Source organism: Streptomonospora salina (assembly GCF_014204715.1).
Classification (GTDB): Bacteria; Actinomycetota; Actinomycetes; order Streptosporangiales; family Streptosporangiaceae; genus Streptomonospora; species Streptomonospora salina.
This window is the reverse complement of sequence record NZ_JACHLY010000001.1, coordinates 4,877,037-4,890,628: the sequence shown is the minus strand read 5'-3', so window position 1 is coordinate 4,890,628 and position 13,592 is coordinate 4,877,037. Positions and strand designations below refer to the sequence as shown.

At 72.7% G+C, this 13,592-nt stretch carries 12 protein-coding genes; 8 read left to right on the top strand and 4 right to left on the bottom strand.

What is annotated here, in order from left to right; all coding sequences use genetic code 11:
* Nucleotides 1–60: 60 nt before the first annotated feature.
* Nucleotides 61–1,581, top strand: a complete 1,521-nt coding sequence (locus HNR25_RS22060; RefSeq protein ID WP_184638317.1) for an MFS transporter — start codon at nucleotides 61–63, stop codon at nucleotides 1,579–1,581.
* A 93-nt stretch (nucleotides 1,582–1,674) separates the two neighbouring features.
* Here HNR25_RS22060 and HNR25_RS22055 read toward each other — a convergent pair whose 3' ends face one another.
* Nucleotides 1,675–2,391, bottom strand: coding sequence for an FAD-dependent monooxygenase (locus HNR25_RS22055; RefSeq protein ID WP_184638315.1), 717 nt, complete (start codon nucleotides 2,389–2,391; stop codon nucleotides 1,675–1,677).
* Between HNR25_RS22055 and HNR25_RS22050 the strand changes: the two genes are divergently transcribed.
* Nucleotides 2,362–2,994 carry an IclR family transcriptional regulator gene (locus HNR25_RS22050; protein WP_184638313.1) on the top strand — a complete coding sequence of 211 codons (633 nt, stop codon included), beginning with the start codon at nucleotides 2,362–2,364 and terminating at the stop codon, nucleotides 2,992–2,994. The two genes, HNR25_RS22055 and HNR25_RS22050, sit on opposite strands and share 30 nt — an antisense overlap.
* 86 nt (nucleotides 2,995–3,080) lie before the next feature.
* Here the strand turns inward: HNR25_RS22050 and HNR25_RS22045 are convergent, their stop codons facing one another.
* The 3 genes from HNR25_RS22045 to HNR25_RS22035 all read right to left on the bottom strand — a co-directional run bounded on the left by HNR25_RS22045 (nucleotide 3,081) and on the right by HNR25_RS22035 (nucleotide 6,866).
* On the bottom strand, nucleotides 3,081–3,716 hold the full coding sequence (locus tag HNR25_RS22045) for a DUF5134 domain-containing protein (RefSeq protein ID WP_184638311.1): 636 nt from the start codon (nucleotides 3,714–3,716) through the stop codon (nucleotides 3,081–3,083).
* A 141-nt stretch (nucleotides 3,717–3,857) separates the two neighbouring features.
* Nucleotides 3,858–4,895, bottom strand: a complete 1,038-nt coding sequence (locus tag HNR25_RS22040) for an arabinan endo-1,5-alpha-L-arabinosidase (RefSeq protein WP_184638309.1) — start codon at nucleotides 4,893–4,895, stop codon at nucleotides 3,858–3,860.
* A 486-nt stretch (nucleotides 4,896–5,381) separates the two neighbouring features.
* Nucleotides 5,382–6,866, bottom strand: coding sequence for an amidohydrolase family protein (locus HNR25_RS22035; protein WP_184638306.1), 1,485 nt, complete (start codon nucleotides 6,864–6,866; stop codon nucleotides 5,382–5,384).
* A gap of 243 nt (nucleotides 6,867–7,109) precedes the next feature.
* Between HNR25_RS22035 and HNR25_RS22030 the strand changes: the two genes are divergently transcribed.
* The 6 genes from HNR25_RS22030 to HNR25_RS22005 all read left to right on the top strand — a co-directional run bounded on the left by HNR25_RS22030 (nucleotide 7,110) and on the right by HNR25_RS22005 (nucleotide 13,582).
* Complete coding sequence (locus HNR25_RS22030; protein WP_184638298.1) at nucleotides 7,110–8,288, top strand: CaiB/BaiF CoA transferase family protein; 1,179 nt, start codon at nucleotides 7,110–7,112, stop codon at nucleotides 8,286–8,288.
* On the top strand, nucleotides 8,281–9,150 hold the full coding sequence (locus HNR25_RS22025) for a citryl-CoA lyase (RefSeq protein WP_184638296.1): 870 nt from the start codon (nucleotides 8,281–8,283) through the stop codon (nucleotides 9,148–9,150). The genes HNR25_RS22030 and HNR25_RS22025 overlap by 8 nt, the downstream gene beginning before the upstream one ends.
* On the top strand, nucleotides 9,134–9,997 hold the full coding sequence (locus HNR25_RS22020; RefSeq protein WP_184638294.1) for a dioxygenase family protein: 864 nt from the start codon (nucleotides 9,134–9,136) through the stop codon (nucleotides 9,995–9,997). The genes HNR25_RS22025 and HNR25_RS22020 overlap by 17 nt, the downstream gene beginning before the upstream one ends.
* A 6-nt stretch (nucleotides 9,998–10,003) precedes the next feature.
* Nucleotides 10,004–10,510 (top strand): DoxX family membrane protein, encoded by a 507-nt coding sequence (locus tag HNR25_RS22015; RefSeq protein WP_184638292.1) that lies wholly within the window; start codon nucleotides 10,004–10,006, stop codon nucleotides 10,508–10,510.
* Nucleotides 10,511–10,669: 159 nt separating this feature from the next.
* Nucleotides 10,670–11,482 (top strand): IclR family transcriptional regulator domain-containing protein, encoded by an 813-nt coding sequence (locus tag HNR25_RS22010; protein WP_184638290.1) that lies wholly within the window; start codon nucleotides 10,670–10,672, stop codon nucleotides 11,480–11,482.
* A 141-nt stretch (nucleotides 11,483–11,623) separates the two neighbouring features.
* On the top strand, nucleotides 11,624–13,582 hold the full coding sequence (locus HNR25_RS22005) for an aconitate hydratase (RefSeq protein ID WP_184638288.1): 1,959 nt from the start codon (nucleotides 11,624–11,626) through the stop codon (nucleotides 13,580–13,582).
* The last annotated feature ends 10 nt before the right edge of the window (nucleotides 13,583–13,592 follow it).

Genomic DNA, 13,592 nt, shown 5'->3' with positions numbered 1-13,592 from the left:
TCGGCAGCGACTCTAATGCACGCCGCCCGCATCCCGCACGCGTCGAAGGGGAGACAGCCCATGTCGTCGGAACCGGCCGCGGACCCGGACGGCGCCGGCGGGCACCTGCCCGCCCGGCACCGCTGGTCCGGCGCGGTCTTCCTCCTGGTCGCCATCGCGATGATCATGGTCGACACCACCGTCGTCACCATCGCGCTGCCCGTCATCGAACGGGACCTGGAGACGACCGGAGCCCAGTTGCAGTGGATCTCGGCCACCTACACCCTGGCTTTCGCCCTCACCCTGGTCACCGCCGGCCGGATCGGCGACATGGTGGGACGCAAACGCACGGCGCTGCTGGGGATCGCAGGCTTCGTCCTCGCCTCCGCGGTGTGCACGTTCGCACCGGACATCGCCACCCTGCTGACCGGCCGGGTCCTCCAGGGGCTGACCGGAGCGTTCATCATCACCCAAGGACTGTCGATCCTCCAGGTCGCATTCCCCCCGGACGAGCGCGCCACCGTGCTGGGCCTGTTCGGCGCCGTAGCGGGGGGCGCGGCTGCGCTGGGCCCCCCGCTGGGCGGCCTGCTGGTCCACGCCGACCTGTTCGGCCTGGCGTGGCGTCCCGTCTTCCTGATCAATCTGCCGATCGGAGCGGCCGCACTGGCCGGGGCGGCGCTGTTCGTCCGGGAGTCGCGCTCCCAGCGGCCGCTGCGCCTGGACCCCGCCGGCGTCGCGCTGCTGTCCGCCGCGCTGCTCGCACTGCTGTATCCGCTGATCCAGGGGCGCGAACTCGACTGGCCCTGGTGGACGGCCCCCGTGATGGCGGCCTCGCTGCCGCTGCTCCTGCTCTTGCGGATACACCAGGGAAGCAGGCACCGTTCGGGCGCGACCCCGCTCGTGCCACCCGAACTGTTCCGGCACCGCTCCTTCGGCGCCGGGCTCGCCGTCGTGCTCATGGCCTTCGGCGGCGCCTTCAGTCTGTTCTTCGTATTCTCCATCTACCTGCAGAGCGGCCTGGGCATGTCCGTGCTGCAGGCCGGACTCGCCACCATGGCCTCGCCCGTCGCGACCATGGCGGTCTCCGTCTTCGCAGTGCGCCTCGCGGTGCGGCTGGGTCCGCGCGTACTGACCGCCGGAGCGGCCCTCGCAGCGGCCGGGCAGGCGATGCTCGTCTGGACCGTCGGCCGAGTCGACGCGACCGCCGGCATCTGGGACTTCGTCGCCCCGATGCTGGTGAGCGGCATCGGTGTAGGGCTCATCGTCGCCCCGATCATCGACATCGTCCTGGCGCGCGTTCCCGGCGCCGTGGCCGGTGCGGCGTCCGGTCTGCTCAACACCGCCGATCAACTCGGCATCGCCGCGGGGGTGGCCCTGGTCGGCACGGTGTTCTTCACCCGGATCGCCGATGCGGCACGATCGGGCGCCGACCGGTCGGAGTCCTTCACCGCGGGTCTGCAGGCGGCTCTGTGGGTCGATATCGGCCTGCTTGCGGCCAGCCTACTGCTGACCTTCCTCCTCCCCCGCGCGCCCCGCAGCGACGACGCGCCGAGCCCCGAGGAACACGGGGACACCGGGGCGCGGCGCTCCGAGCGGACCTGAACGCCGCTCCCGCCGCTCCCCCGCGTCCGACCCGCCCCGGACCGATCGGGCATGGCTCGGTCCGGGGCGGGTGCCGCGGGACGCGGAGGCCCCTCAGCCGTACAGCCAGTCGATGCGGCGGTAGTCGCGCGGGTCCCGGTCGCGGAACAGCTCGTTGCGCCGCGCGCGGGCGACGCCGTCGACGTGCCGGATCTCGCCCCACGTCCGGGCCGCGGCCTGCACTCCGGCGGTGCGGCCGGTGCGCTCGGCCTCGTAGCGGTCGAGCGCACCGTCCCAGTCGGCCGCGTCCGCGCCGGCCGTCCCCACCTGCGCGGCCAGCGCGTGGGCGTCCTCGATCGCCTGGCACGCCCCCTGGGCCAGGTACTGCAGCATCGGGTGGGCGGCGTCGCCGGTGAGCACCAGCCGACCCCGGATCCACGAGGCGACGGACACCCGGTCATACATCGGCCAGCGCCGGTCGCGCCACAGCGAACCCAGCCCGTCGCGCACCTCGGCGGACGTACCCGCGAAGGCGGCGTCGAGCTCCAGGCGGGTCAGCTCTGCACCGTCGAGGGCGTCCTTCATGCGCAGCCGCCCCGGGGCTACGCCCGCGGCGGCGACCTCGTCGAGCAGGCCCCATTCCCGCAGGACGCGGGTGGCGTTGGGCGCCATCTGCAGGCCGGCGCCGACCTCGGCGAACTCGGCGGCGCGTTCCAGGACGTGCACCGAGTGGCCCGCGGGCACCAGATCGCCGGCGCGTTCGGCCAGCGGCAGCAGCGTGTTCCACCGCCACAGGTGCGGATGCGCGTCGGAGCGGGGTGTGGGCGGCATGAGGTCGCCGATCTCGGTCCACAGCGGGACGAGCAGCTCGGCGATCGCTCCTACGTCCCCGGGAAGGTGCTGCGCCCGGCCGAGGCCACGGAGGCGCCCGTCGCGCTGCTGCGCCGGGTGTGCCGGCCGCATCTGGAGCGGCTGGTGGAGCGCACCCGCGAGTCGGCCAACGTGGTGGTGCCGGCCGGGACCGAGGTGCGGTTCATCGCCACCGTGGAGTCCGACCACGTGCTGCGTGTGGGTGACCGGATGGGCCGATCGGTGCCGGCGCACCTGGCCTCGGGCGGCAAGGCGATCCTGGCGGCGCTGCCGCCGGAGGAGGTCGCCGAGCTCTACTCCGGTGCGGAAGAGGTGGATCCCGCGCGGCTGCGCACGGAGCTGGCGCTGGTGCGCGATCGGGGCTTCGCCATCAACGATCAGCGCACCGAGACCGGGGTGACCGCCATCGGCGCGGCGGTCACCGACGCGTCGGGCGCGCCGATGGCCGCGCTGTCGCTGGCGCTTCCCACAGCGCGGTTCGACCGCGAGGCGCTGCCCGCCTGGAGCGGCACGCTCATCGCGGCCGCCCGGCGGGTCGCCGAGGACGTGGCGCCGACGCGCTGAGCGGTCCGCTCGCCACCGCGCGGCCGAGCCGCGGGCGCCGATGCGGCGGGCGCCGATGCGGCGGGCGCCGCGGCGCGCCGCCCGGGTCACATCGCGACGAGCATGGCGGCCATGGCCGCCGCCATCACGGCCAGGGTCAGCGCCACCGACATCCGGGAGCGGCTCGGGCCGCCGGAACCCCCCTCCGGCGGCGCCGACAGCAGCGCGGGGCCGGCGTGCCCGGCGCCGACGGCCGCCGGGCGCGCGAACACGGGCAGCCGGTCGAACGCGCGCGCGACCCAGCCCACGACCGCGCAGGCGAAGTAGGCGGCGAACGCGTAACCGAGCCAGGCCGGGCGCAGTGCCGGGGCCGCGAGCATGTAGACCATGGCGAGGTAGTCCAGGGCCGACATCGTCCAGATCGGATTCAGCGCCCCCTCGCGCGAGCGCAGCCCCACCGCCGCGGCGACCGTGCCCGCCGCCAGCAGCGCGAACAGCACGAGGCCGCCCTGATGGAGACCCTCGTGGCGCATGCGCGGAAGCAGGTACATCGCCGCCATGCCCGCGGCCATGACGGCGTGCCCCAGGTGCCACCATCGCCGCTGCCCGGCCATGTGGGCGCCGTGGCGCGCGTGCAGCACCGCGACCGCGGCGAGCACGAGGGCGGCGCCGATCCGCAGCCACTCCGGCAGCCCGGCCATGTGCGCGGTGTGATCCGTGTGCGCGCCCGCCAGCACCGTCACCGTCCGGCTCCCTCCGCTCGACCCGCCCGCACCGGGTGTACCCGGGGCCCGGACACGCGACGTTTCCCCGCAGTGACCGGATGCGGCCGCCGCCGGCTCCGCTGCGGGCTACCGCCGGGGACACGCGCGGTGCCGGGCGCGCTAATGCACGTAGGGCCAGCCGGCGCCGTCCCAGCCGAGCCGGTTGACCCCCAGCAGGGCCGTGCCGTCGTCGGCGTAGTAGTGGTAGGCGAGGATGTCGCTGTCGGAGTCGGCGAACACGTCCTGGTGGCCGGGGCCGTGGATGCCGCCGTGGCCAGCGAGGATCTCGGTGCCGCCGCCGGAGGTCATCGGGGTGCCGCCGCGGTCGTAGTAGGGGCCGGCGATGTCGTCGGAGCGCCCGGCCATGACCCGGTAGGTGCTGTCGGCGCCTTGGCAGCACGCGCCGAAGGACACGAACAGGTAGTACCGCCCGCCGTGGCGGAAGACGGTCGGCGCTTCGATGGAGTCGCCGCCGCGTCCGGCGAGCGAGTGCCAGGCGTCGCCGAGCCGCTTGCCGGTGGCCGGGTCGATGCGGATCATCTTGATGCCCGACCAGTAGGACCCGAAGGCCAGCCACCAGCGGCCCTGAGCGTCCGCGGACAGGTGCGGGTCGATGGCGTTGAAGTCCTGCGAGGTCCACGACTCGACGACGACCCCCTGGTCGGTCCAGGTTCCGGAGTCGCCGCTGGTGCTGGTCGCCAGGAAGATCGCCGACCGGTTGGAACCGAAGGTGGATGCCGAGTAGTACAGCAGGTAGCGCCCGTCGGCGTAGGACAGGTGCGGCGCCCACAGGTTGCGGTCGCCGCCGGTGTACTCGGTGGTCCAGGGGGCGCCGCCCGGGAAGACCGTCCCGGCGTCGCGGAACGCCGTGCGGTCACCGGAGGTCTTCAGGGCGATGTCGGGGGCGGTGTGGGCGACGAGGTAGCCGCCGCCGGGCCGCTTGACGAAGCCGGGGTCGTGCACCTCGACGTCGCCGGTCACCGCACCGGGACCGGGGTAGTCGGCGGCGCGCAGGTCCGCTGTCGCACCGTCCGGGCGGGTGGCGTAGGCGGTACCGGCGGCGGTCGCGGCCGCGGCTGCGCCACCGGTCGCCAGCGCGGCGGTCAGCAGCCGCCGCCGCGAGAGTCCCGCCGAACGGGTTCGGGAGTGTGCGGTCATGGGGGTGCTCCTCGGGCTCGTGATTGGGGACCGGCCCTGCTCCCGCTCCGAAGGGCGGGGCGCCGGAGCGCTCCGCGGTCGGAACAAGCCATGTTAGCGCTAACATTCTGCGGCGCAACGGATGGCCGGCGTCGGAACTCGACGGGTACGGCACCGCATCGGGCCAGGACGCCGACCGGCGGGGAGCGCGGTGCGGATCACGCGCCGCGGATCGTCCTCGCGCGGCGGCCTGTCGCGCGCTCAGGCGCTCCCCGCCCCCGGGGCGCCTCACGCGAAGGCACCCGCGGCCGACGACTACACTGCGAATACGCTTCGTCATGTTTCAGTGAACGTAAGGTGGCACTTCGCCTTCGTCAACCCCCGCGGTGAACGCCGGGCGGTCACCCGGCGGCCGAGGGGGCGCACCGATCGCCCCGCCGCCCCACCCGGTTCCGTTCCGCCGGGCGCCGTGGACGGACGGCGCCCGGCAGAACGACGCGGACGGGCCTACGCCTCGCCCGCGGGCTCTTGGCTGCGGCGTGTGGAGGAGTCCCGGAACTCCGTGTAGGTGTAGGGGTTGTCCAGAATCTTCGTGGGCGGGATATCGGGGTTCATCCCCGACGTCCATGCGTCACCCAGCTGGTCGCGCAGGTAGTCCAGAGTCGACTCGGCCGCGCGGCGTACGGCCGGCAGGTCGGCGCCGACGAGGCGGTGCTCGTGTTTGACCACCCGCCCGTCGGCCACGACGGTGTGCACGTCACCCCGCTGGGCCTGGAACGCGACGTGGCCGTAGGGGTTGAGGAGCGGGAACATCGCAGGCGAGGCGTCGTTCTTGAGCAGCACGACGTCGGCCTTCTTGCCCGGTTCCAGACTGCCCACCGAACTGGACAGACCGAGGGTGTGCGCGCCGCCTCGGGTGGCCCAGTCGACGACGTGCTCGGCACGCAGGTGGCTGTGCGTGACGGTCTCGCTGCGCGCCTGGGCCTCCAGGTGCTCGCGGGAGCGGTCGGCGCCCAGAGTGGCCCGCATGGCGCTGAACGGATCCGCGCTCCACCACACGCTGGTGTCCGTCGACAGCGAGACGGGGATGCCGTGGCGCCGCAGCCGCCAGGTGGGCGGATATCCCTGGCCTGCGCTCTGCTCGCTTTCGGTGGATACCGACACGGAGCCGCCGCTGGCGGCGATGCGCTGGTAGGAGTCCTCCGACAGCGAGGCCGCGTGCACGTAGACGGTCCCCGGGCCCATGAAACCGTGCTCGTGCATGAGCCGGATGCCGTTGTCGCCGGTCGCACCCCATACCCCGGCGTGCGTGGTGACCTCGACGCCCAGCTCGCGGGCGGTCTCGAAGGCGGGCCGCTCGGGGAAGGAGGCGTCGCCGGTCACGTCGAACGCGATCTGGAAGCCGAGCCGGTCGCCGCGTTTGCCGTGGATGCGCCGGTCGTAGAACGCACGGAACTCGGGCGAGGTCGCCCATTCCCACGGGCCGGCGTGGATGTTGCCGTAGCCGAACACCCAGCGTCCGGGCACCGACTCCAGCGCATCGAGCGCGGCGTCGGCGTGTTCGGTGGTGACGAGTCCGTGCGACCAGTCGGCCGTGGTGGTCACACCGGCGTCGAGGGCTTCCCACGCGCCGAGCAGATTGCCGGCGTGCATGTCCGCGGGCCGGAAGCGGGACCCCCACTCCAGGTAGTACCAGACGAAGTACTGCGACAGGGTCCAGTCGGCGCCGTAGCCGCGCATGACGGTCTGCCACATGTGGCGGTGGGTGTCGATCATGCCCGGCATGACGATGCCGCCCGAGGCGTCGATCTCCCGGGCGGTTTCGGGGGCGTCGAGGCCGGGGCCGACCGCGGCGATGCGGTCGTCGACCACCAGCACGTCGCAGTCGGGGCGGACGCGGCCGGTTCCGTCCATCACCAGGACGGTGCCGTTCCTGAAAACGAGGGGGCGCCCGGGTTCGGGCGCGGGGCCGCGGAGGGTGGGGTCAGACATGTGGAGCTCCCGTACAGACGAACGGACAATCGTCCGTCAGGCGATCACGATATATACTCAAGAGTGATCTGAGGCACCTGGGTTGTCAATGGCATCCACCTCCCTCGCAGAGTCGAGCACCGTTTTCCTGCAGTAACCATGCATCAAGCACAATCACCCCGTTGACACACCCCTCCGCCAGACCGATCCTGATTATGCGGACGTTAGTCCGATCAGTGGACAGGCCACGAGAAAGGTCTCTTGATGAACGACCCTACGGGGGGCCCGCTGTCGGGCCTGCTGGTCGCGGACTTCTCGCGGATCCTCGCGGGCCCGTACGCGACGATGCTGCTGGCCGACCTCGGCGCCGAGGTGGTCAAGGTCGAAGGCCCCGGCGGCGACGACTCGCGGACCTGGTCGCCGCCCACCCGCGGGGACCAGGCGACCTATTTCCTGTCGGTGAACAGGAACAAGCGCTCGCTCAGTCTCGACCTGGCCGATCCCGCGGACCTGGAAGCGGCACGCGAGCTGACCCGGCGGGCCGACGTGGTGATCGAGAACTTCAAGCCCGGCGGCCTGAAGCGGTTCGGGCTGGACTACGCGTCGGTCCGGGAGGCCAACGCCGGCGTCGTCTACGCCTCCATATCCGGTTTCGGCTCCGGTGAAGGCGCCTCCATCCCCGGCTACGACCTGATGGTCCAGGCGATCTCGGGACTGATGAGTCTGACCGGCGCCCCCGAGGGCCCGCCCTTCCGCGCCGGGATCTCGGTGTTCGACGTGATCACCGGCATGCACGCGGCGATCGGCGTCCTGGCCGCCCTCCAGGAGCGCAACGACTCCGGCGAGGGCCAGCAGGTCGAGGTCAACCTGCTCTCCTCCGCACTGTCGGGGCTGGTCAACCAGTCCGGCGCCTACGCCGCCGGCGGCACCGTGCCCCACCGCATGGGCAACGCCCACCCGAGCCTGTTCCCTTACGAGCCGCTGCCGACGGCCGACGGCGACCTCATCGTCATCGCCGGAAACGACGGCCAGTTCGCCCGCCTGTGCGCAGCCCTGGGCCGGTCCGACCTGGTCGGCGACCCCCGCTTCGCCCACAACCAGGACCGCACCGCCAACCGCGACGCGCTGCGCCCCCATCTGGTCGACGCGCTCAGCGCGCGCACCAAGGCCGAGTGGTTCGACATCCTCCTGGCCCACGGGGTGGCCTGCGCGCCGATCAACACCGTCGACGAGGGCGTCGCCTTCGCCGACTCCCTCGGCCTGGACCCGGTCGTGCCGGCGGGGAGCGGGCCCGACGCCGTTCCGGGCATCCGCAATCCGATCACCCTCTCGCGCAGCCGGACGCGCTACGACCGTCCGCCGCCCCGGCTCGACGAGCACTCCGCGCAGATCCGCGCGTGGCTGAGCACCAACCGCGACGAGAAGGAGGGCGACGATGGCTGAGGGCAGCGACCGCAGCGACACCGCAGGAGGCGGCGGGAGCGGTGCGCCGAGCTTTCCCACCTCACTGGGCACCTCGACGGAATCGACCATTTCGCTGCTGGGCCACGACCTGGCCGAGGACCTGATGGGCCGCGTCGGCTTCGGCGAGCTGGTGCTGTGGATGGTGACGCAGAAGCGGCCCTCCCCCGGCCGGGTGCGCCTGTTCGAGGCCTGCCTGGTGGCCCTGGCCGACCACGGCTTCACGCCCACCGCCATCGCGGCCCGGCTCACCTACCTCAGCGCGCCCGACTCCTTGCAGGGCGCCCTGGCGGCGGGCCTGCTCGGGGGCGGTTCGCGGTTCCTCGGCGTCACCGAGGACACCGGCCGCTTCCTGGCCGACGTCCTGGCACAGCGCGCGGACGAGCCCGCCGACGAGGCCGAGTGGGACGCGCTGGCCGAGGAGGTCGTCACCCGCGAACGCGCCGCCAAGCGGATCATCCCCGGCCTGGGCCACCCCGTGCACAAGCAGGGCGACCCGCGCACGCCGGCCCTGCTGCGCATCGCCGAGGAAGAAGGGCTCACCGGCCCGCACCTGCGCCTGTTCGAGGCGATCGGCCGTACGCACGAGCGCGTGCTGGGGCGGCGGCTGGTCCTCAACGGCGCGGGGGTGTGCGGCGCGGCGCTGGCCGACCTGGACCTGCCCCCCGACCTGCTGCGCGGTTTCGCCCTGCTGGCGCGGGCGGGCGGTCTACTCGGACAGCTCGCCGAGGAGCGGCGGCGTCCGATGGCCCTGGACACCTACCTGCTCGTCGACCGCAACGCCACCTACACCCCACCCGAGGACGCAGACCGGGACGGAGACGACGATGCCGTACGCGACTGAGGACAACATCACCGAGCTGGCGGCCCGGCGCTGGGCGACGGCCGAGTCCCCCAGGCTGGCCGAGCTGATGACCGCGCTGGTGCGCCACCTGCACGCCTTCGCGCGCGACGTCCATCTCACCGAGGAGGAGTGGATGGCGGCGATGCGCTGGCTCACCGAGACCGGGCGGATCAGCGACGACAAGCGCGAGGAGTTCATCCTGGCCTCCGACGTGGTCGGGTTGAGCATGCTCGTGGTCCAGATGAACAACCGGTTCGGCCCCGAGGCCACCCCCGCCACCGTCCTGGGCCCCTTCTACATCGACGGCTCCCCCGCCGCCCCCTACGGCCACGACATGTCCGACGGCGCCGAGGGCCTGCCGCTGTTCGTGCACGGCACCGTCCGCGGCGTCGACGGCGAGCCGGTCGGCGGCGCCGTGCTGGACGTGTGGCAGGCCGACTCCGACGGGGCCTACGAGGCCCAGCTGTCGGAGGTGGACGAGGCGCGGCTGCGCGCCAAGTACCGCACGCGCCAGGACGGCACCTACTGCCTGCGCAGCGTCGTTCCCAAGGGCTACACCATCCCGATGGACGGGCCCGTAGGCGACCTGATCGAGCGCACCCGGATCAGTCACTTCCGGCCCGCCCATATCCACTTCCTCATCGACGAACCCGGCTACGAGAAGCTGATCACCCACATCTTCGAAGAGGACACGCAGTACCTCGACTCCGACGTCGTCTTCGGCACCAAAGAGGAACTGATCGTGCCCTTCCGCCGCCACGAGGCGGGCACCGCGCCCGACGGCACCACCGTCGCCACCTCCTTCGCCACCGCCGAGTTCGACTTCGTACTGCAGCCGAGGACGTGATCCGCCGTGGACATCGGACTACTCCTGCTTCGCCTGGCGCTGGCGGCCCTGCTCCTGGGCCACGCTGCGCAGAAGAGCCTGGGCTGGTTCCGCGGAGCCGGCCTCGCGGGCTCCGCCACGATGTTCCACGGTCTGGGCTTCCGCCCCGCCCGCCCGATGGTGGTGCTGGCCTCGGCCGCGGAGACCGCCGGCGCCGCCCTGATCCTGCTGGGCTTGCTGACGCCGCTGGGCGCAGCGGCCGTCATCGGCACGATGACCGTGGCGGCCGCCGCCAACGCCGGCAAGGGGCTATGGGCCCATCACGGCGGCTACGAGGCCGCGCTGGTCTACGCCCTGATCGCAGCGGCACTGGGCTTCACCGGCGCCGGCGCCTATTCCCTCGACGCGCCGCTGGGGATGTCGGCTCCCCCGGTCTGGGCCGGTGCGGGCGCCGTCGTCCTGGGTCTGCTGGCGACGGCGCCGGTCCTGCTGCGCAGGCGCGCCGTGCTGCGCGGCGCCGCAGCGGCCGACTGAACGGCAGGGGCCGCTCCGGCGGAACCGCCGGAGCGGCCCTCGTCCCAGCGCACCGGCACGGCCTCGCCCGCCGCACCCTGCGCCGCCGCGCGTTACGCTGAACCGAAACCGCCGCAACCGGGTCAGGCGCCACCGGGTGAGACGTAGGAAAGGTCGTGCATGCGTCGAGACACCACCCCCGAGTTCATCGAGGCGCTCGCCCGCGGACTGGACGTCCTGCGCTGCTTCGAGCCCGGACGGCCCGCGATGACGCTCTCGGAGCTGGCCGCGGCCACAGACCTGGCCCGGCCCACGGTCCGGCGCATCCTGATCACCTTGGAGCAACTGGGCTACGTGCGCGGCGACGACGGCGAGTTCTCACTGACCCCGCGCGTACTCGACCTCGGCATGGCCTACATCCGCTCGCAGAACATGTGGGACCTCGCGGTGCCGCACCTGCGCGATCTGGTCAAGCAGACCGGGGAGTCCTGCTCGATCGCGCAGCTGGACGGCTCCGACATCGTCTATGTGGCGCGAGTGGCGGTGCCCAAGCTCGTCACCCTCTCCGTCACGCTGGGCACCCGGTTCCCGGCGCCGGCGACCTCGCTGGGCAAGGTGCTGCTCGCGGCGCTCTCACCCGAGGAGCTCGACCGGACCCTCGCCGAGCCCTCGCGCTCGGGCATCGAGCCGGCGCACCGGCACGAGCGCGCGGAGCTGGGCACGGTACTCAGCAAAGTGCGGGCGCGCGGGTGGGCGCTGACCGACGAGGAGCTGGCGCCGGGCATCCGCTCCGTCGCCGCTCCGATCCGCGACGGCCAGGGCGCAGTGGTGGCCGCGGTCAACGTCAACGCCCATGCCGCCGAGACGCCCGTGCAGACGCTGACCGAAGGCCACCTGCCGCTGCTGCTGGGCGCTGCCAGCGCGATCAGTGCCGACTGGGAGGCATGGAAGGCCCACCCGATGGAAGTCGTCACCCCCGGCGCAGGCGGCTGAGGCGCCCGGGGCCGCCGCGAGGCTCCGGCGGATCCGCGTGCCCGCTGCGATCCGCGCGCCGCATGTCCGCTGTGACCGGTGTCCCCGTTTGCGGCGCGTCAATGCGGTCAGCCTCGGTTGTAGGAGAGAGGAAGGAGCGAGATGGGACGCGGAGTCGCACACAAGCTGATCGAGGCGCACCTGGTCGAGGGCGAGATGGTGCCCGGGCGACCGATCGCGCTGAGCGTCGACCAGACGCTCACCCAGGACGCCACCGGCACCCTCGTGATGCAGGAGCTGGAGGCGCTGGGGCTGGACCGCACACGGGCCGAGGTCAGCGTGCAGTACGTGGACCACAACCTCCTCCAAGCCGACGAGAAGAACGCCGAGGACCACGAGTTCCTGCAGTCGGCGTCCCGGCGCTACGGGCTGTGGTACTCCAAGCCGGGCAACGGCGTCTCCCACCCCACCCATATGCAGCGCTTCGGCGTCCCCGGCAAGACGATGGTCGGCTCCGACTCCCACACCTGCGCCGCGGGGTCGCTGGGCATGCTGGCCGTAGGCGTGGGCGGACTGGAGGTGGCCATGGCCATCGCCGGCCGCCCGTTGCGCATCCGGGCACCGCACATCTGGGGTGTGCGGCTCACCGGGACGCTTCCGGAGTGGACGTCGGCCAAAGACGTCATCCTGGAGATGCTGCGGCGGCACAGCACCAAGGGCGGGCTGAACCGCATCATCGAGTACCACGGGCCGGGCGTGGCCACGCTGACCGCGATGGACCGCCATGTCATCGCGAACATGGGGGCCGAACTGGGCGCCACCACCACCGTGTTCCCCGCCGACGACGCGGTGCGCGACTTCCTGCGCGGCGAGGACCGCGAGGACGACTTCACCGAGCTGCTCGCCGACCCCGACGCCCACTACGACGTGACCGACGAGATCGACCTGTCGTCGATCGAACCCCTCATCGCCATGCCGTCGGCGCCCGACAACGTGGTGCCGGTGCGCGAAGCCGCGGGCGAAGAGGTCGACCAGGTCGTCATCGGATCCTCGGCCAATCCGGGGCTGCGCGACTTCGCCGTCGCCGCGGCGATGGTCAAGGGGCGCCAGACCGACAGCACCGTCAGCTTCGACGTCAACCCCTCGTCGCGCCAGATCTTCGCCGACCTGACGAAGACGGGGGCCACACTCGACCTGATCGGCGCCGGCGCCCGGATCCACCAGGCGGGCTGCATGGGCTGCATCGGCATGGGCCAGGCGCCGGCGGCGGGCAGCAACTCGCTGCGCACGTTCCCGCGCAACTTCCCCGGACGGTCGGGCACCCCGGAGGACTCGGTGTGGCTGTGCTCCCCGGAGACGGCGGCGGCCTCCGCCCTCACCGGGGTGATCACCGACCCGCGCGACCTGGCCGAGAAGCTGGACATGCCCTATCCGCGGGTGGAACTGCCGGAGCGGTCCAGCGTCAACACCCGGATGCTCGTGGCTCCTCCGCCGGCGGAGGAGGCCAAGCACGTCGAGCTCGTCAAGGGGCCCAACATCTCGGCGCTGCCGGACTTCCCGCCGCTGCCCGACCGTATAGAGGCGCCGGTGCTGCTCAAGGTCGGCGACGACGTCTCCACCGACGAGATCTCCCCGGCGGGTGCGGCGGCGCTGCCGTTCCGCTCCAACGTCCCCGAGCTGGCCGAGTTCACCTTCACCCGGATCGACGCGGCCTATCCGCGGCGGGCGCGGGAGCTGGCCGAGGGCCCGGGGCACTTCGTCGTCGGAGCGGAGAACTACGGGCAGGGCTCCTCGCGCGAGCACGCCGCAATCACCCCGCGCTATCTCGGTCTGCGCGCGGTGATCACCAAGTCCATCGCCCGGATCCACTGGCAGAACCTCGCCAACTTCGGGATTCTGGCGCTGGAGTTCGCCGACCCCGCCGACTACGACCGCATCGACGCGGGCGACGTCCTCGTCCTGGAGAACCTCGTCGAGACCCTGCCCGCCGGGAGCGAGCTGACCGTGCGCAACGACAGCAAGGGCGAGGAGTACCGGCTGCGGCACCGGCTGTCGGCCCCCCAGGTCGAGGCCGTCCTGGCCGGCGGCCAGATCCCGCTGCTGGCCCGCCAAGCGGACTGAGGCGGACGGC